The organism is Pseudomonas sp. E1MeOHC2 (genome assembly GCF_058745025.1).
In genome coordinates this window covers 1,967,453-1,986,408 of record NZ_CP196675.1, presented here as the reverse complement: position 1 = coordinate 1,986,408, position 18,956 = coordinate 1,967,453, and the positions used below count along the sequence as shown (strand labels likewise).

10 protein-coding genes are annotated in these 18,956 nt (G+C 63.2%); 9 read left to right on the top strand and 1 reads right to left on the bottom strand.

The features are described from left to right. Window positions 1-104 precede the first annotated feature (104 nt). From hutU to hutG, 5 genes are all read left to right on the top strand, one after another. Complete coding sequence (gene hutU, locus ACSSU5_RS08840) at window positions 105-1,778, top strand: urocanate hydratase (RefSeq protein ID WP_264311236.1); 1,674 nt, start codon at window positions 105-107, stop codon at window positions 1,776-1,778. Between the two features lie 69 nt (window positions 1,779-1,847). Further along, window positions 1,848-3,380: a histidine ammonia-lyase gene (gene hutH, locus ACSSU5_RS08835; protein WP_264311237.1), complete on the top strand. Its 1,533-nt coding sequence runs from the start codon at window positions 1,848-1,850 to the stop codon at window positions 3,378-3,380. A 166-nt stretch (window positions 3,381-3,546) separates the two neighbouring features. After that, a complete protein-coding gene (locus ACSSU5_RS08830; protein WP_264311238.1) occupies window positions 3,547-4,950 on the top strand; it encodes an amino acid permease in 1,404 nt (467 codons plus the stop codon). 15 nt (window positions 4,951-4,965) lie between these two features. After that, on the top strand, window positions 4,966-6,171 hold the full coding sequence (hutI, locus tag ACSSU5_RS08825; protein ID WP_264311239.1) for an imidazolonepropionase: 1,206 nt from the start codon (window positions 4,966-4,968) through the stop codon (window positions 6,169-6,171). Between the two features lie 10 nt (window positions 6,172-6,181). Then, window positions 6,182-6,985 carry an N-formylglutamate deformylase gene (gene hutG, locus ACSSU5_RS08820; protein WP_492561016.1) on the top strand — a complete coding sequence of 268 codons (804 nt, stop codon included), beginning with the start codon at window positions 6,182-6,184 and terminating at the stop codon, window positions 6,983-6,985. 89 nt (window positions 6,986-7,074) lie between these two features. On the opposite strand, the gene ACSSU5_RS08815 is transcribed toward hutG, so the two are convergent. After that, a complete protein-coding gene (locus ACSSU5_RS08815; RefSeq protein ID WP_492561015.1) occupies window positions 7,075-12,657 on the bottom strand; it encodes an NEL-type E3 ubiquitin ligase domain-containing protein in 5,583 nt (1,860 codons plus the stop codon). 194 nt (window positions 12,658-12,851) lie between these two features. Between ACSSU5_RS08815 and pip the strand changes: the two genes are divergently transcribed. The 4 genes from pip to mdoH all read left to right on the top strand — a co-directional run bounded on the left by pip (window position 12,852) and on the right by mdoH (window position 18,811). Continuing rightward, entirely contained in the window at window positions 12,852-13,823 is a 972-nt protein-coding gene (pip, locus tag ACSSU5_RS08810; RefSeq protein WP_264311242.1) for a prolyl aminopeptidase, read from the top strand. Next, a complete protein-coding gene (dtd, locus tag ACSSU5_RS08805; protein WP_492561014.1) occupies window positions 13,820-14,257 on the top strand; it encodes a D-aminoacyl-tRNA deacylase in 438 nt (145 codons plus the stop codon). The genes pip and dtd overlap by 4 nt, the downstream gene beginning before the upstream one ends. 263 nt (window positions 14,258-14,520) lie before the next feature. Continuing rightward, entirely contained in the window at window positions 14,521-16,245 is a 1,725-nt protein-coding gene (locus ACSSU5_RS08800) for a glucan biosynthesis protein G (protein ID WP_319026014.1), read from the top strand. Further along, on the top strand, window positions 16,238-18,811 hold the full coding sequence (mdoH, locus tag ACSSU5_RS08795) for a glucans biosynthesis glucosyltransferase MdoH (RefSeq protein WP_492561013.1): 2,574 nt from the start codon (window positions 16,238-16,240) through the stop codon (window positions 18,809-18,811). The genes ACSSU5_RS08800 and mdoH overlap by 8 nt, the downstream gene beginning before the upstream one ends. Window positions 18,812-18,956: the final 145 nt, after the last annotated feature.

The following is an 18,956-nucleotide window of genomic DNA, read 5'->3' as shown; positions in this document are numbered from 1 at the left end:
AAGGAAAATATTTTGGTTGTCCATGCTTGTACATACAAGTAAAGGTGTGTTTGTATATTGGCCACGACACACCTGCCCGCGGACGACCGCAGAGGACCCTTCCCGTGACCGACAACAACAAATACCGTGACGTTGAAATCCGTGCCCCACGTGGCAACAAGCTGACCGCCAAAAGCTGGCTGACCGAAGCGCCGCTGCGCATGCTGATGAACAACCTCGATCCGCAGGTCGCGGAAAACCCGAAAGAGCTGGTGGTCTACGGTGGTATCGGCCGTGCTGCCCGCAACTGGGCCTGCTACGACAAGATCGTCGAAACCCTTACCCGCCTGGAAGACGACGAAACCCTGCTGGTGCAGTCGGGCAAGCCGGTCGGCGTGTTCAAGACCCACAGCAACGCCCCCCGCGTACTGATCGCCAACTCCAACCTGGTGCCGCACTGGGCCAACTGGGAACACTTCAACGAACTGGATGCCAAGGGCCTGGCCATGTACGGCCAGATGACCGCCGGCAGCTGGATCTACATCGGCAGCCAGGGCATCGTCCAGGGCACCTATGAAACCTTCGTCGAGGCCGGCCGCCAGCACTACGGTGGCAGCCTCAAAGGCAAGTGGGTACTGACCGCAGGCCTCGGCGGCATGGGCGGCGCTCAGCCACTGGCCGCAACCCTGGCCGGCGCCTGCTCGCTGAACATCGAATGCCAGCAGAGCCGCATCGATTTCCGCCTCGAAACCCGCTACGTCGACGAGCAGGCCACCGACCTCGACGATGCGCTGGTGCGCATTGCCAAGTACACCGCCGAAGGCAAGGCTATCTCCATCGCCCTGCACGGCAACGCCGCTGAAATCCTGCCGGAGCTGGTCAAGCGTGGCGTGCGCCCGGACATGGTCACCGACCAGACCAGCGCCCACGACCCGCTCAACGGCTACCTGCCAGCCGGCTGGACCTGGGAGCAGTACCGCGACCGCGCGCAGACCGAGCCGGCTGCAGTGGTCAAGGCCGCCAAGCAGTCCATGGCCGTGCACGTGCAGGCCATGCTCGACTTCCAGAAGCAGGGCATCCCGACCTTCGACTACGGCAATAACATTCGCCAGATGGCCAAGGAAGAGGGCGTGGCCAACGCCTTCGACTTCCCAGGCTTCGTACCGGCCTACATTCGCCCGCTGTTCTGCCGTGGCGTAGGCCCGTTCCGCTGGGCTGCGCTGTCTGGCGAAGCCGATGACATCTACAAGACCGACGCCAAGGTCAAAGAGCTGATCCCCGACGACGCCCACCTGCACCGCTGGCTGGACATGGCCCGCGAGCGCATCAGCTTCCAGGGCCTGCCGGCGCGTATCTGCTGGGTTGGCCTGGGCCTTCGCGCCAAGCTGGGCCTGGCGTTCAACGAAATGGTCCGCAGCGGCGAGCTGTCGGCGCCGATCGTGATCGGCCGCGACCACCTGGACTCCGGTTCGGTATCGAGCCCCAACCGCGAAACCGAAGCCATGCGTGACGGCTCCGACGCCGTCTCCGACTGGCCGCTGCTCAACGCCCTGCTCAACACCGCCAGCGGCGCCACCTGGGTTTCGCTGCACCACGGCGGCGGCGTCGGCATGGGCTTCTCGCAGCACTCGGGCATGGTCATCGTCTGCGACGGTACCGATGAAGCCGCCGAGCGCATCGCCCGCGTGCTGACCAACGACCCAGGCACTGGCGTCATGCGCCACGCCGACGCCGGTTACGACATCGCCGTCGATTGCGCCAAAGAGCAAGGCCTCGACCTGCCAATGATCACGGGCTGATCGCTGCACTTTGAGAGATACTGAACAACAAGAAGGGGCCCGCGGGCCCCGACAGAATGGAGTAGCGAAGTGACCGAACTGACCCTCAAGCCTGGCACCCTGACCCTGGCCCAGCTGCGCGCGATCCACGCTGCACCCGTGCGCCTGCGCCTGGATGCCAGCGCCGACCAGCCGATCAACGACAGCGTTGCCTGCGTCGAACAGATTCTTGCCGAAGACCGTACCGCCTACGGCATCAACACCGGTTTCGGCCTGCTGGCCTCGACCCGCATTGCCAGCCACGACCTTGAAAACCTGCAGCGCTCGCTGGTGCTGTCCCACGCCGCCGGTATCGGTGCGCCGCTGGACGACGACCTGGTGCGCTTGATCATGGTGCTCAAGATCAACAGCCTCAGCCGTGGTTTCTCCGGCATCCGCCGCAAGGTGATCGACGCGCTGATCGCCCTGGTCAACGCCGAAGTCTACCCACACATTCCGCTCAAAGGCTCGGTCGGCGCTTCCGGCGACCTGGCACCGCTGGCGCACATGTCGCTGGTACTGCTCGGCGAAGGCAAGGCGCGTTACAAGGGCCAGTGGCTGTCGGCCACCGAAGCCCTGGCCATTGCTGGCCTAGAGCCGCTGACCCTGGCCGCCAAAGAGGGCCTGGCGCTGCTCAACGGCACCCAGGCGTCTTCGGCCTACGCCTTGCGCGGTCTGTTCTACGCCGAAGACCTGTACGCCGCCGCCATTGCTTGCGGTGGCCTGACCGTGGAAGCGGCGCTGGGCTCGCGTTCGCCGTTCGATGCACGAGTGCATGCCGTGCGTGGCCAGCGTGGCCAGATCGACACCGCCGCGTGCTTCCGCGACCTGCTGGGTGAAACCAGCGAAGTCTCGCAATCGCACAAAAACTGCGACAAGGTCCAGGACCCGTACTCGTTGCGCTGCCAGCCGCAGGTCATGGGCGCCTGCCTGACCCAACTGCGCCAGGCCGCCGAAGTGCTGGGCATCGAAGCCAACGCCGTGTCGGACAACCCGCTGGTGTTCGCTGCCGAAGGCGATGTGATCTCGGGGGGCAACTTCCACGCCGAACCTGTGGCCATGGCTGCTGACAACCTGGCCTTGGCCATCGCCGAAATCGGCTCGCTGAGCGAGCGCCGCATTTCGTTGATGATGGACAAGCACATGTCCCAACTGCCGCCGTTCCTGGTGGAAAACGGTGGGGTCAACTCCGGCTTCATGATCGCCCAGGTGACCGCTGCCGCGCTGGCCAGCGAGAACAAGGCCCTGTCGCACCCCCACAGCGTCGACAGCCTGCCCACCTCGGCCAACCAGGAAGACCACGTGTCGATGGCCCCGGCCGCCGGCAAGCGCTTGTGGGAAATGGCCGAGAACACCCGTGGCGTGCTGGCCATCGAATGGCTGGGTGCCTGCCAGGGCCTGGACCTGCGCAAAGGGCTGAAGACCTCGGCCAAGCTGGAGCAGGCGCGTCAGGCGCTGCGCAGCGAAGTGCCGCACTATGACCGCGACCGGTTCTTTGCGCCGGATATCGAGAAGGCCGTCGAGCTACTGGCCAAGGGTAGCCTGACCGGGCTGCTGCCGGCTGGGGTTCTGCCTAGCCTGTAATGCCTTGGGGCCGCTTTGCGGCCCATTCGCGGGACGAGCCCGCTCCCACAGCAGCCCCACAGATTTCAGACCTGTGTCGTTCCTGTGGGCGCGGGCTTGCCCCGCGAGTGGGCTGCACAGCAGCCCCCTCGATCTCACGACCACAAAAACAAAATTAGGACGTGACATGCAACAAGCTCAAGGTCTCAAGCGCGGGCTATCGGCCCGGCACATCCGTTTCATGGCGCTCGGCTCCGCTATCGGTACCGGGCTTTTCTACGGTTCCGCCTCGGCCATCCAGATGGCCGGCCCGGCCGTGCTGTTGGCCTACCTGATTGGCGGCGCCGCCGTGTTCATGGTCATGCGCGCCCTCGGCGAGATGGCCGTGCACAACCCGGTCGCCGGCTCGTTCGGCCACTACGCCACGACCTACCTCGGCCCCATGGCCGGCTTCATCCTCGGCTGGACCTACGCCTTCGAAATGGTCATCGTCGCCATCGCCGACGTGACCGCCTTCGGGATCTACATGGGCTTTTGGTTCCCCGAAGTGGCCCGCTGGATCTGGGTGCTGGGCATCGTCTTCCTGATCGGCGGCCTGAACCTGTGCAACGTCAAAGTGTTCGGCGAAATGGAGTTCTGGCTGTCACTGCTCAAAGTTGGCGCCATCGTCGCGATGATCCTCGCCGGCCTCGGCATCATGGCCTTCGGCTTCAGCCAGGTGGGTACCGGGCATGCTGTCGGGTTGAGCAACCTGGTCGAGCACGGCGGCTTCATGCCTAACGGTGTCAGCGGCCTGATCGCCTCCTTCGCGGTGGTCATGTTCGCCTTTGGCGGTATCGAAATCATCGGTGTGACCGCCGGTGAGGCCAAGGACCCGCAGCGCGTCATTCCTAAAGCGATCAACGCGGTGCCGCTGCGTATCCTGCTGTTCTACGTGCTGACCCTGTTCGTGCTGATGTGCCTGTATCCGTGGCCGCAAATCGGCAGCGAGGGCAGCCCGTTCGTACAGATATTCAGCAACCTGGGGATCGGCTCGGCGGCGGCAGTGCTCAACGTGGTGGTGATTTCCGCTGCGATTTCGGCCATCAACAGCGACATCTTCGGCGCAGGCCGCATGATGTATGGCCTGGCTCAGCAAGGCCACGCCCCGCGCGGTTTCAGCAAGCTGTCCCGGCACGGCGTGCCATGGATGACCGTGGTGGTCATGGGCGCGGCGTTGCTGATCGGCGTGCTGCTCAATTACCTGATCCCGGAAAACGTGTTCCTGCTGATCGCCTCGATCGCCACCTTCGCCACCGTGTGGGTATGGCTGATGATTCTGGTCACCCAGGTTGCCATGCGCCGCAGCATGAGCCGCGAAGAAGCCGCCCAGCTGCAGTTCCCGGTACCGTTCTGGCCCTATGGCCCGGCCATGGCCATCGCGTTCATGGTGTTCATCTTTGGCGTGCTCGGTTACTTCCCTGACACCCAGGCCGCCTTGCTGGTCGGTGTGGTCTGGGTGGTGTTCCTGGTCGCGTCCTACCTGCTGTGGTGCAAGCCGCGGGCGGGTCAGGGCAAGGCGGCGCAGGCACAGGCCGAGCTGCATCGCTAGTACAGGAGATTGCATATGAGAACCCTCTGGCAGCACTGCCATGTGGCAACCATGGTTGACGGCCGCTACTCGATCATCGAGGACGCAGCGATCGTCACCCGTGGCGGGCTGATCGAATGGATCGGCCCACGCAGCGAGCTGCGGTCGGTCGAGGCTGATCGTACGGTGGACCTGGGCAACGCCTGGGTCACCCCCGGCCTGATTGACTGCCACACCCACGCCGTGTTTGGTGGCAACCGCAGCGGTGAGTTCGAGCAGCGCCTGCAAGGCGTGAGCTATGCCGAAATCGCCGCGCAAGGCGGGGGCATCGCCAGCACCGTGCGGGCGACCCGCGCGGCCAGCGAGGATGAGCTGTTCGCCAGTGCCCGCCAGCGGGTCCAGGCGCTGATGCGCGACGGCGTGACCACGCTCGAGGTCAAGTCCGGCTACGGCCTGGACCTGGCCAATGAGCGCAAGATGCTGCGCGTGGCCCGGCGCCTGGCCGATGAGTTGCCCGTTGCCGTGCGTGCCACTTGCCTGGCCGCCCACGCCCTGCCGCCGGAGTACGCCGGCCGGGCCGACGACTACATCGCGCATATCTGCGATGAGATGCTGCCTGCCCTGGCCGCAGAAGGCTTGGTGGATGCGGTGGATGCGTTCTGCGAACACCTGGCGTTCTCCCCGGCCCAAGTCGAGCGGGTGTTCATCAAGGCGCATGAGCTGGGCCTGCCGGTAAAACTGCATGCCGAACAGCTGTCGTCGTTGCACGGCTCCAGCCTGGCGGCGCGCTACCAGGCGCTGTCGGCCGACCACCTGGAATTCATGACCGAGGAAGACGCCATTGCCATGGCTGCGGCAGGTACTGTCGCGGTGCTGCTGCCGGGCGCTTTCTACTTCCTGCGCGAGACCCAGTTGCCGCCGATGGAGGCCTTGCGCCGCCACGGGGTGAAAATTGCTCTGGCCAGTGACCTCAACCCCGGCACCTCGCCAGGGCTGTCGCTGCGCCTGATGCTGAACATGGGTTGCACATTGTTCCGCATGACTCCCGAAGAAGCGTTGGCTGGGGTTACCACCCATGCCGCCACGGCGCTTGGCCTGGGCGACAGCCACGGTTCGCTGGCAGCCGGCAAGGTGGCCGACTTCGTCGCCTGGCAGATCGAACGCCCCGCCGACTTGGCCTACTGGCTGGGCGGCGACCTGCCCAAGCGCGTGGTGCGCAAGGGCCATGAAATTTCCAATTGAGCGAGGCGTAATGGACAAGGTACTGAGTTTTCACCAAGGCCGCCTGCCCCTGCTGATCAGCATGCCCCACGCCGGGCTCGGTCTGACCCAGGCTGTGCGCGAGGGCCTGGTAGACCAGGCGCAGAGCCTGCCCGACACCGACTGGCACATCCCGCGTCTGTACGATTTCGCCCGTGAGCTGGGCGCCAGCGTGGTGGCGGCGGAGTATTCACGGTTCGTCATCGACCTGAACCGCCCGGATGACGACAAGCCGCTTTATGCAGGCGCCACCACGGGGCTCTATCCAGCCACCCTGTTCGAGGGTGAGCCGCTGTTCAAGCCAGGCAAGGCGCCGTCCGCCGATGAGCGCAAGCACTACTTGGAACAGATCTGGCGGCCGTATCACCAGACGATCCAGCGTGAGTTGGCGCGCCTGCGCGAAGAATTCGGTTACGCCTTGCTGTGGGATGCCCACTCGATCCGCTCGCAGATCCCGCACCTGTTCGAGGGCAAACTGCCGGACTTCAACCTGGGCACCTTCAACGGCGCCAGTTGCGATGCCGAGCTGGCCGAGCGGCTGCGTGGCGTTTGTGCGCAGGCGCAGGGTTACAGCCATGTGCTGAACGGACGCTTCAAGGGTGGCCATATCACCCGTCATTACGGTGATCCGGCCAATCACATCCACGCCGTGCAGTTGGAGCTGGCGCAGAGCACGTACATGGACGAAACGGAGCCCTTCGCTTACCGTGAGGACTATGCACAGCCGACCCAAGCCGTGTTGAGCCAGTTGCTGGCGCAGGTGCTGGCATGGGGCAGGGAACGCTACGGTCGTTAGGCTGCAGCCTAGCGCCTGCGCGGTAATCCAAGTGAACACCGCGCAGGTGGGGCCGACTTCTCGCTTACTCAGGCGGCGCGCTCGGCCTCTCACGCATAGTCGTGACTGGCTGCAAGTGTCAGCTCGCGTACCAGGCGAGCGACGTTTTGCCGATGCTCTTGTTCAAGACGGTCGTACACCGGCTGCAACTGCTCGATCGTTTGCCCAGGATGTTGGTCGGTGACAGCCAGGACGCGGTTCTGGTAGTCCTGCTCAAGCGCCGCGAAACGCTCGGCGTGAGCCTCTTTCAAGTAATCGACCCAAAAATCCCGTTCGGCGGCATAGCGCATGAGGGGTTCGCCATGCTCACCCTGCTGAACTTGAGCCAAGGCTTGGTCCAGCTCGCCCCTGCGCAGGCCAGCCACGCCCTGGAACAGCATGCTGCTGGGCGGCAGTGGCAAATCCAGTTCACGCGTCAAGCGCAGGCGGTAGGCCAACCGGACCTCCGCCTCGTCGCGTGAGCCGGCCTGTGTGCGGGCAATGTCGTCCAGCGCCTGCAGGCGATAGAGTCGCAGGGTCAGGCGGTAAAGCGCCGAGCCACGCGATTGCGCGGGTATGTCACGCAATGCCTGATCAGTGAAAACACGAATCTCCATCTGGCTGAACAGCAGCCACGCACCATCTGCACACGTCTGCACAGCCTCTTGAGCGATCACATTGAACAGCAGGCGCTGTTCAGTGCTGGCGGCGGCGATTTCCAGTACATGCCAGACCCTGGCCGCGAAGTCGGCACGTGTGCGGCTGGTTCGATAAGGGGCGGAGTCTGTCAGGCGTCCGGTCAGCGCCAGCAGGTCTTGAGCATCATCGGCCTCCACCAGTGCTTGCCACGTGCTGCGATGAGCTTCGTTTTCTTCGACGCTACCCAGCAGCCATTGCTCAATGTCCGGAGCACCCTGAGGGAAGGGCTGGGGAGGGCTGTGGACATGTCCGTCGCTGTCGGATTCGGTACCGTCAAAGCCTTCGCTATCGCTTCCGGAGCCCTGCTCGGACGACGAGTCCGAGCTGTGCCGCTCGCGCCACTGGTCGTTTGCGATCGAATCCGGCAGGTCCATATTGAATGAATAGGCGCGCCCGTGCCGCTCGGAGGTGTGGGCGCGGTACTGGGTGTCTTCGCTCAACGGGTTGCCAAACAGGGAAATTTCCGTGTGCCCATGGTCGTTGCGTGGGTTGTAGAGGATGTTGTCCGGCAGCTCGGTAATGTGGTTGTTGTCGAGGTCCAGCAGGTTGAGCGGGAACAGCCCCTCTACCCACTCAGGCCAGGCCTGCAGGCCCGTGTCGGCCAGCGATAGCGAGCGCAAATGGGCAGAGAGCGCTGCCACGTCGTCGATCTCGCCAATGCGGTTACCGTCCAAGTGCAATGCGCTGAGGCTGCGTATGCGGGCAAAGACATTCATTGCCTGTTGGTCCACGCGCATGCCCTGGTCATACAGGCTGAACCGCTGCAGGCCGGGTAGCGCCGTCAGCGCCTCGGGTATGCGTTCCAGCGGTGGGGTGAGTGCTTCCAGGGTGAGCCCGCCCAGTATCCGAAACTGGCTGAGGAACCGCTCCAGTTGCTGCGCCGTACAGGTTACGCGTGCCAGGTGCAGGTTGTGGATCTGGGTGAAGTAGCTGCCCGGCAGGTGAGGAGGGAAATCAACCAGGTCAACCCCGTCGAGCATCAGCGGCGCGAAGGACTCGCCCATTTGCAGGGTGCGCAGATGCGCCAGCAGCCTGTCACCGATCAGCGACCTGGCACGGCTGGTAGGCTCGCTCAGTGGGGCTGTCGAACTGGACGCGTGTGCCCAGTTGTCGAGGGCCTCGCGCAGTTCGTTGTACTGGCGCACGTGATTGTCGATGATGTTTTGAATGGACGGCGTTACATCGATCTCGAAGCTGAAGCGCCCGCCCACCCGGTTGTCGCGCAGTTGGGTTTGCATGATGGCCCTGAAAGGCATGAAATTGCCCTGCAGGGAAACCAAGGTATGGGGTGGAGCCATCCGGGTATCGTTCAAGAGCGTGTCGGGTGCGCCTGAAAGGTGGTTACCCCGCAGTGACAGGTGCTGCAGGGCAGCGACGGTTTCGTCGTCCAGCCATTCGGGCCATGCATCCAGGCCCACCCGGTCAAGCCCCAGAAAGCGCAGGGACATGCCTTGGAGCAAGTTTCGCCCGCTCAGGAAGCCCATGCGGTTACCGCTCAGGTCGAGGTACTCCAGCGCGGGAAACTGGCGTAGCGAGTCCATTTCCAGTGATGTGATTGTAAGGTTGTGGTTCAGCAGCCTCAGTTCACGAAGCCTTGGAAAGTATGCAGCGAGCCGATAAAGGCTGACTACGTGCAAGCCGGGCGCAGCTGTATTCGCCGCTGTGCGACTTATTTCAAGCGCTGTGATTCGAGGGAAGTGTCGATAGAACCTTTCCATGTTCTGCGCGTCGGCCAACTGCTGGGGGAAGCTGTCAGGATGGCCGCTGATCTGGACGTCGATCAGCTCAAGCCGATCCACACGTTGCAGAAAAACGTCGGGCAACTGCGCGGGGAAATCGATCAGCAGCACCTGCTCAAGGCGCAGTGGTGCGGCGGTACGACCGATCTCCGGCAGGCTGTTGGCGAGCCAGTGCTGCCAGAGTGCATCCTGAATCCGGCTGCGGCTGGCCTCACGTCTTTGAAGGTCGGCAAGCGCGCTGGACGCCTGGCCCCAACGGGTGAGGCCCGCATCCAGCGCCGTGCGCTCCGCCAGCAGTTCGCCAAGGCGGGTGTGAATCTGTTGACGGGTAAGCCCGCTCGCTTCCAGTGCGTCGAGTATGTGTTCGGCCGACTCCGCTTCGCGGGGCAGTTCGAGCCAGCGAATCATGTCGAGCAAGGTCTCCCTGAGGATGTACCCGCTGGTCGCACCCCTGCCGCTCAAGGGGTAGCCGATGCGGCCGTTGGCCAGGCGCATGGGTGAATGGCGACCGGCCTTCGCGGGCTGCATTTTCAGCAGCTGGCGCAGGGCCGCCCGCGGCAGTAGCGGGCCTTCCTGGAGCCTGGACTTGAGTTTCGGCCCGTCCCAGGTGCCGGGGAAGCCAAGCTGCGCACGGTAGGTGTCGGACAATGCATGCAGAACCGCTGCGTAGAGGTTGTCGCGCCCATGCAGGCTCTGCCCGTCGTGATCGAAAACCTCATAGCCATCGCCGTGGCGGGTCAGTACCTTGCGAATCGGTGCGTCTTCAGGGCCGATAGCGTCCAGCTGCACCCCGCCGAATCGGTTGTCGCGAACCTCGATACGCACGTCGACCGACCAGCCGGGCAGGCGCTCAAGGCTATGCAGGATCAGCATGTCGCTATTGGGGTTGCGCACCGACTCCAGGTACAGGCCTTCGTATGCCCGTTGCAGGCGGACCTGTTGCTGATAAATGCGAATTTCTTCCGCCACACGCAAGGGCACTTTGCCTGTTTTGAGTTGCAGCAGTTCGTCGGCAGTGGCCTGGCCGGCGACCTCTTCGGCTACCGTGGCCGGGATTTTCGGATACGCTTGTCGGATTGCCTGGGTGGAGCCCTGTGCAGGGGAGGAAAGTGCCTGATAGCGGGTTTCGAATACCTTGGCACGCATGGCGGCATCCGCCGAGGGTAGTTCGGCAGTCACTTGCTGGTCGAGCGTGAAGCGCTGCAAGGTATCTTCAAGCAGTGCCGGGGGGCGAAGGTTGTCGCTGAACATGCGCCGCAGGACGGCTTCGGGTGTACCGCTGACCAGCAGGATGCGTTGCGCGGTGGTTGCGCTGAGCGTGGCGCTGCGTTCGCCCAGGCGCTGGATCAGGGTGTGCCCTTGCCATTCCAGCGGCTGGTCCAGTTCATGTTGCCAGGTGCCGGCACCGTTGTGACGCACGATGGGCGGGTAGCGGTCGCTGTGGGTGGGGTGTTCGAGCCTGTACTCGCCGTTTTGCACCGATTGCTTGACGGCGTACACCTTGTCTTCGAGGGCCAGCCAGGTTTTGCCCTGATAGTGATACAGCCCGAACTCGTCAGGCTGCAACCCGGATGGCAGCACGACATCGTGGGCAAAGGGGGCGAGGTCGGGGTGCCACAGGCGCCGCTCGCCGTTGGGCATCTCGACCGGTTTGAGCTCCTCGATGAACGACGGTGTTTCCACGGGGATCCGTTCCACTGCAGGTGTTCCGGTTTCGACGCCCGCCGCCCCCAGCGCGGTGATCAGTGCCACGTTCTCTGCCACGTCCAGCAGATATCCCAGGGCTTGCTCACGGTCATCGTTGGCCCAGCTTTCCAGGCCATCGAAAATCTCGAAGCCAAGTTGGGCGACGGTCACCCCCATCATGATCTCACCCAGGCCCGGTACGAAAAACGCAGCGACATTGAGCGCCTCGAAGGTCTTCTGGGTGAAGTAGGCTTTGCGCTTTTTAGCGGTTTTCTGATCTTCCTCTGCGGTGGAGACGGCATGAAACAGCGCATCATCCTTGAGGCGTGACATCTTCTGCGCGACCAGTTCATCGAGAAATGGCTGTTTGAAATAGAACACGCCTGTTGGGATCTCTGCCGTTGGGTTCTCCAGCGACTCAAGCTGACCCTTTGTCGGGTTCCACTTCTGCGGACGCAAATGCTCGCGCAGTTTCTCCAACACTTCGTCCTGATGGCGGGCCGGTACCAGGCGCCGTAACTGCCATGCATCGAGCTTCAGCAGTTGTCGTGGCAGGTCTGCCAGCAGCGACTTGACCGATGCATATTCCTTCATTGGCGTCGGCGAGCCAGGCAGATAGCTCACCACCGCCCCCCTGTAGGGCGGTACGCCAATGATCAAGGCCCCGCTAAGCTGGCGTTTCCAAAGGGTCATGAAGTTGCAGTGCAAAGGGCTGCCCTGGTAGTCGGCCTTGCTGCTCACCGACAGGGTCAAGAGTGCGTCGTACATGCCTTTGCTGATGGCTTTTTGCAGGAAAGCCAGATGGGTATGAACGCGGAACGCAGATTGTTCGGCATTTTTCAGCATGCCCTGTGCACTGGACGTGTAGGCCGCATCGATCAGTGCCTGATATTGGCCACCGATGTCCAGTTCACGAGAAAGCGCTGCGAATTGGTCGGGCACGATCGGCACTGGGTTGCCGGTCGCGGTAACGAATATGAATTCATTGCTGTCGAGGATGACCGCCTGCAGGCCCTTGGCGTCCAGCCCCCCGGGTTGCGCTTCCGAAGCCTCGAAGTTCTGCATGGCGCTGCGCAGCAGTGATTGGGTGGCCAGTTTCAGCGCACGCTGGCCCGCAACAATGACGTCCCCCTCAAGGTGCAGCTTGTATTCAGCGGCTTTGCTGGCGTTGAACAGGTAGGTTCGGGACAGGTTCAGGTCCAGGCCGAAACGCTGCTTGAATGCTGGCGCGAGTTTTTCATTGGCGAACGTTTCCAGCTCTGGCAAGGGTGCGAGTAATGCCGCCACCTTGGCTTCGTACTCCCGGTGCAAGGCGTAGTCCTGGGCGAGTGCACGAGCGACCTCGGGGCTTTGCGGGTAGGCCTGCTCAAACCAGGCGGGGAGGGACGTGATGGCGGCGCGCAAGCGTTGATGAGTCGCCGGCTCGGCAGTCGCTACCCAGGTGGGCAGTTTGCCGATGACAAGTTGCTGCTGAGCCGGTACAGGGGGCGCGGCAGTGCCGTGGGCCGTCGCGGGGGATAAGGCTGTCATGAGGGTGATCTCGTTTGTCGGGCCTTCGATGCTAGAGGCTGTTCGCCCATGGCAATCCATACAATGATCTATGCCCTGACCATTGCCTTCAGCACTCCCCTCTGCGGCTGGCGACTTCACACAGACACATGCTCAAAGCGCAATTCAGGTTTATGATGCCCAACGGCAGACTTAATCCTCACACGGAGTGCGCAATGCAGACCCTCTACCCGCAGATCAAACCCTACGCCCGGCACGATCTGGCCGTGGAAGCGCCGCATGTGCTGTATGTCGACGAAAGCGGCTCGCCTGAAGGTCTGCCGGTGGTGTTCATCCACGGGGGGCCTGGGGCGGGTTGCGACGCCCAGAGCCGTTGCTACTTCGACCCCAACCTGTACCGCATCATCACCTTCGACCAGCGCGGCTGTGGCCGCTCCACGCCCCATGCGAGCCTGGAGAACAACACCACCTGGCACCTGGTCGAAGACCTGGAACGCATCCGCAAGCACCTGGGCATCGACAAGTGGGTGCTGTTTGGCGGCTCGTGGGGCTCGACCCTGGCCCTGGCCTATGCACAGACCCACCCTGAGCGTGTGCACGGCCTGATCCTGCGTGGCATTTTCCTGTGCCGGCCGCAGGAAATCGAATGGTTCTACCAGGAGGGCGCCAGCCGCCTGTTCCCCGACTACTGGCAGGACTACATCGCGCCGATCCCGCCGGAAGAGCGGGGTGACCTGGTCAAGGCCTTCCACAAGCGGCTGACCGGCAACGACCAGATCGCCCAGATGCACGCCGCCAAGGCCTGGTCCACCTGGGAGGGCCGTACTGCCACGCTGCGCCCCAACCCGTTGGTGGTCGACCGCTTCTCCGAGCCGCAGCGGGCGCTGTCGATTGCCCGCATCGAATGCCACTATTTCATCAACAACGCCTTCCTTAAGCCGGACCAGTTGATCCGCGACATGCCGAAGATTGCCCACCTACCGGCGGTAATCGTGCATGGCCGTTACGACGTGATCTGCCCGCTGGACAACGCCTGGGCCTTACACCAGGCCTGGCCCAACAGCGAGCTGAAAGTCATCCGCGACGCCGGCCACGCGGCCTCTGAGCCTGGCATTACCGATGCTCTGGTGCGCGCTGCCGACCAGATGGCGCGCCGCCTGCTCGACCTGCCCCTGGAAGAAGCATGAGGGGGCTGTTGCAGCGTGTGCGAGGCGCACGGGTAGAGGTGGCGGGGGAGATTGTCGGTGCCATCGACCATGGCTTGCTGGTGCTGGTAGCGGTGGAGCCTGAAGATTCTCGCGAGCAGGCCGATAAGCTGTTGCACAAGCTGCTGAATTATCGTGTATTCAGCGATGAGCAGGGCAAGATGAACCTGTCGCTCAAGGATGTCGGGGGCGGCTTGTTGCTGGTGTCCCAGTTCACACTGGCGGCGGATACCCGCAATGGCATGCGCCCGAGCTTCTCGACGGCGGCACCGCCTGCCCTTGGCGCCGAACTGTTCGACTATCTTTTAGAGCAAGCGAAGGGCCAGCACGCCGATGTGGCGAGTGGGCGTTTCGGAGCGGACATGCAGGTGCATTTGGTCAATGATGGCCCCGTAACATTTATGTTACAAATTTGAGGTCAAAAAACCCCTTGTTTGTACGAAAACAAGGGGTTTTGTACGATAAATAGTTCGTCCAGCCTGATGCGTTGTTACGCGACCTGCTGGATAATCGCGCGCTGCATGGACCTGCGTTCGTAGGTTCGTTTCACTCTGACTCGAGCTTTGTCTGGATCCGTTTGGGGAATCATTACGCCCTCACGGGGTCCGAACAGTGCTCGCCAACCCGGCATTTGTCGCTGGCCGTTGGTTTCATGATCTGTTTTCGGCGAGGGTTGCTCGTGATTGTTAGTCCCCATAAAGCATCAAGAATCCCCGGCATTCCGCTACGCAAGGCCCTGATGGCCAGCGTGGCACTGGTCGGCCTGATGAGCGCGGGCCAGCTGTGGGCATTCAATCTTGACGATGTTGCAGCCAAGGCAAAGGATCTGGCCGGCCAGAAGTACGAAGCACCGAAGAGCAATCTGCCTGCGGCATTCCGCGACATGAAGTTCGCCGACTACCAGAAGATTCACTTCCTGCAGGAAAAGGCCGAGTGGGCCAAGGACAAGACCCCCTTCAAACTGTCCTTCTATCACCAGGGCATGCATTTCGACACCCCGGTGAAAATCAACGAAGTCACCGCCTCCAAGGTCGAGGAAATCAAGTACGACCCGAGCCGCTTCGAGTTCGGTGATGTGCCGCACGACCCGGAAACCACCAAGAACCTGGGCTACGCCGGTTTCCGCGTGCTTTACCCGATCAACAAGGCCGACAAGCAGGACGAGATCATGACCCTGCTTGGCGCCAGCTACTTCCGCGTGGTCGGCAAGGGCCATGTGTATGGCCTGTCGGCCCGTGGGCTGGCCATCGACACCGCACTGCCGTCGGGTGAAGAGTTCCCGCGTTTCACCGAGTTCTGGGTCGAAAAGCCCAAGCCTGCCGACAAGCACCTGGTGATCTATGCGCTGCTGGACTCGCCGCGTTCCACCGGCGCCTATAAACTGACCCTGCGTCCGGGCAGCGATACCGTGGTTGACGTCAAGTCGCGGGTCTACCTGCGGGATCACGTCAGCCGCCTGGGCATCGCGCCGCTCACCAGCATGTACCTGTTCGGCCCTAACCAGCCTTCCAAGGTCATGAACTACCGCCCAGCCCTGCACGACTCCGAAGGCTTGTCGATCCATGCCGGCAACGGCGAGTGGCTGTGGCGCCCGCTGAACAACCCGAAACACCTGGCGGTCAGCAACTTCAGCGTCGAGAACCCGCGTGGTTTCGGCCTGATGCAGCGTCATCGCGACTTCAAGGACTATGAAGACCTCGACGACAACTACCAGAAGCGTCCGAGCGCCTGGATCGAGCCGAAAGGTGACTGGGGCAAAGGCACCGTCGACCTGGTCGAGATCCCGACCGCCGACGAAACCAACGACAACATCGTGGCATTCTGGAGCCCCGAGACCCTGCCAGAGCCAGGCAAGCCGTTCGAATACGACTACCGCCTGCACTGGACCATCGACGAGGCCCAGTTCCAGGCCCAGGATGTGGCGTCGGTCACCCAGACCCTGCGCTCCACCGGCGACGTCAAACAGTCCAACCTGATTCGTCAGGCTGACGGCAGCGTGGCGTTCATCGTCGATTTCGCAGGCCCCAACCTGGCCGCCCTGGCGCCAGACACCGCGGTACGTAGCCAGGTCAGCGTCGGTGACAATGCCGAGGTGGTCGAGAACAACCTGCGCTATAACCCAGAGAGCAAGGGCTGGCGCCTGACCCTGCGGCTGAAGGTCAAGGAAGCCAACAAATCGACGGAAATGCGCGCTGCGCTGGTTCGCGACGTACCTGTCGAGCCCGCCAAGCCTGCGACCAAGGACGCCAAGCAGGACAAGGCCGCTGCCAAGCATGCCAAGGCCGAGAAAAACGCCAAGGCCGAACAACCTGCCGCCGATGCGGCGTCCACCAACGGGACCCCGGCCACCACCGAGAAAGTGCTGACCGAGACCTGGACCTATCAGTTGCCTGCCGATGAGTAACTCAAGCGCAAGGCCGGAATCGCTTGGCGAATACCTGGCCCACCTTCCACTGAGCGATGAGCAGCGCGCGGAACTCGCCAACTGCACCTCGTTCGGTGAGCTGCACCAACGCCTGGCGGCCAACCCGGCCGCCAATTCCGCCGAGGCCGTGCAGGCTTCGGTGGGCCCGCGGCTGACCGTGGGCAGCGCTGCCGAGCTCGAAGATGCCGAAATGCTCGGTGTCGACGGCAGCGGCCGGTTGTGCCTGAAAATCGCGCCGCCGATCAAGCGCACCCGTGTGGTGCCCGAGCCGTGGCGCACCAATGTGCTGATACGCATGTGGCGCCGCATGACCGGGCGCACCAACGCGCCGCAGCCAGCTCAGCGCGAGCTGCCCAAGGCCCGCTGGCGTACGGTCGGCTCGATCCGCCGCTATATCCTGCTGACCCTGATGATCGGCCAGACCATCGTGGCCGGCTGGTACATGAAGGGCATCCTGCCGTACCAGGGCTGGTCGTTCGTCGACCTCGACGAGATCCTCAATCAGTCGCTGTGGGAAACGGTCGTGCAGGTCTGGCCGTATGCGCTGCAGACCTCCATCCTGATTCTGTTCGGCATCCTGTTCTGCTGGGTGTCGGCGGGCTTCTGGACGGCGTTGATGGGCTTCCTCGAACTGCTCACCGGGCGCGACAAGTACCGCATTTCCGGCAGCAGTGCCGGCAGTGAGCCGATTGCGCCCGAGGCACGTACCGCGCTGGTCATGCCGATTTGCAACGAAGATGTGCCGCGCGTGTTCGCGGGCCTTCGGGCTACATTCGAGTCGGTGGCCGCCAGCGGCAACCTCGACCGTTTCGACTTCTTTGTGCTCAGCGACACCAACGACACCGACATTGCCGTGGCCGAGCAACAGGCCTGGCTGGACGTGTGCCGTGAAACCAAGGGCTTTGGCCGCATCTTCTACCGCCGCCGTCGGCGCCGGGTGAAGCGCAAGAGCGGCAACCTCGACGACTTCTGCCGTCGCTGGGGTGGCGAGTACAAGTACATGGTCGTGCTCGACGCTGACAGCGTCATGAGCGGCGAGTGCCTGAGCAGCCTGGTGCGCCTGATGGAGGCCAACCCGGACGCCGGCATCATCCAGACCGCGCCCAAGGCGTCGGGCATGGACACCCTGTATGCGCGCATGCAGCAGTTCGCCACCCGCGTGTATGGCCCGCTGTTCACCGCCGGCCTGCACTTCTGGCAGTTGGGCGAGTCGCACTACTGGGGCCACAACGCGATCATCCGCATGAAGCCGTTCATCGAGCACTGCGCTCTGGCGCCGCTGCCGGGTAAAGGCGCGTTCGCCGGTGCGATTCTCTCCCACGACTTTGTCGAAGCTGCGCTGATGCGCCGTGCCGGCTGGGGCGTATGGATCGCCTACGACCTGCCGGGCAGCTACGAAGAGCTGCCGCCGAACCTGCTCGACGAGCTCAAGCGTGACCGCCGCTGGTGCCACGGCAACCTGATGAACTTCCGCCTGTTCCTGGTCAAGGGCATGCACCCGGTGCACCGTGCGGTGTTCCTTACCGGGGTGATGTCGTACCTGTCGGCGCCGTTGTGGTTCTTCTTCCTGGTGCTGTCGACCGCACTGCTGGCGACCAACACGCTGATGGAGCCGCAGTACTTCATCGAGCCGTACCAGCTCTACCCGCTGTGGCCGCAGTGGCACCCGGAGAAGGCCGTTGCGCTGTTCTCCACCACCATCGTGCTGTTGTTCCTGCCCAAGCTGCTGAGCATCATCCTGATCTGGGCCAAGGGCGCGGTCGAGTTTGGCGGGCGCATCAAGGTCACCCTGTCGATGCTGATGGAGATGCTGTTCTCCATGTTGCTGGCACCGGTACGGATGATCTTCCACACCCGCTTCGTGCTGGCCGCGTTCCTCGGTTGGGCCGCGACCTGGAACTCGCCGCAGCGTGACGACGACTCTACCCCGTGGAGCGAGGCCCTGCGCCGCCATGGCCCGCAAACCTTGCTGGGCTTTGCCTGGGCTGCGCTGGTGGCTTGGCTGAACCCGAGCTTCCTGTGGTGGCTGGCGCCTATCGTGGGTTCGCTGGTGCTGTCGATCCCGGTTTCGGTGATCTCCAGCCGAACCCGCCTGGGCCTGGCGGCCAAGGACGAGAAGCTGTTCCTGATCCCTGAGGAATACGCCACGCCGCAAGAGCTGCTGGCAACCGACCAGTACACCCACGAGAACCGCTGGCATGCCCTGCATGACGGTTTCGTGCGGGCGGTGGTCGACCCGCGGCAGAACGCCCTGGCGTGCGCCATGGCGACCGCTCGCCACGGCCAGGCAGCAGCGATCGAAGCACTGCGTGCCGAACGTGTGGCCAAGGCACTGGAAGTAGGGCCCAAAGGGCTGGACCTGAACACCCGCCTGACCTTGCTGAGCGACCCAGTTGCCCTGGCGCGCCTGCATGATCGAGTCTGGGCAGAGCACAATGTGGCCTGGATCGATGTCTGGCGTGCCTCGATCGACAACGACCCGCATTCGCCGTTGTTGCCGCTGCATCCGGAGAATGAAGGCCAACCGGCACTCGTCGGCGCCTGATCCATAGCATTCGCGGGGCAAGCCCGCTCCTACAGGTATTGCGTAACCGTGTAGGAGCGGCCTTGTGTCGCGAAACGAGGGCGCAGCCCTCGCCAGCAATATCCCCCTCTACTCGATTTTGGCCAACAAAGTCCCCCCCAGCTCT

What these genes read in the sequence shown, in the direction of transcription:
- ACSSU5_RS08830 (WP_264311238.1), top strand. Translation starts at nt 3,547, where the DNA reads ATGCAACAAGCTCAAGGTCTCAAGCGCGGGCTATCGGCCCGGCACATC.
- hutI (WP_264311239.1), top strand. Translation starts at nt 4,966, where the DNA reads ATGAGAACCCTCTGGCAGCACTGCCATGTGGCAACCATGGTTGACGGC.
- hutG (WP_492561016.1), top strand. Translation starts at nt 6,182, where the DNA reads ATGGACAAGGTACTGAGTTTTCACCAAGGCCGCCTGCCCCTGCTGATC.
- ACSSU5_RS08815 (WP_492561015.1), bottom strand. Translation starts at nt 12,657, where the DNA reads ATGACAGCCTTATCCCCCGCGACGGCCCACGGCACTGCCGCGCCCCCT.
- pip (WP_264311242.1), top strand. Translation starts at nt 12,852, where the DNA reads ATGCAGACCCTCTACCCGCAGATCAAACCCTACGCCCGGCACGATCTG.
- dtd (WP_492561014.1), top strand. Translation starts at nt 13,820, where the DNA reads ATGAGGGGGCTGTTGCAGCGTGTGCGAGGCGCACGGGTAGAGGTGGCG.
- mdoH (WP_492561013.1), top strand. Translation starts at nt 16,238, where the DNA reads ATGAGTAACTCAAGCGCAAGGCCGGAATCGCTTGGCGAATACCTGGCC.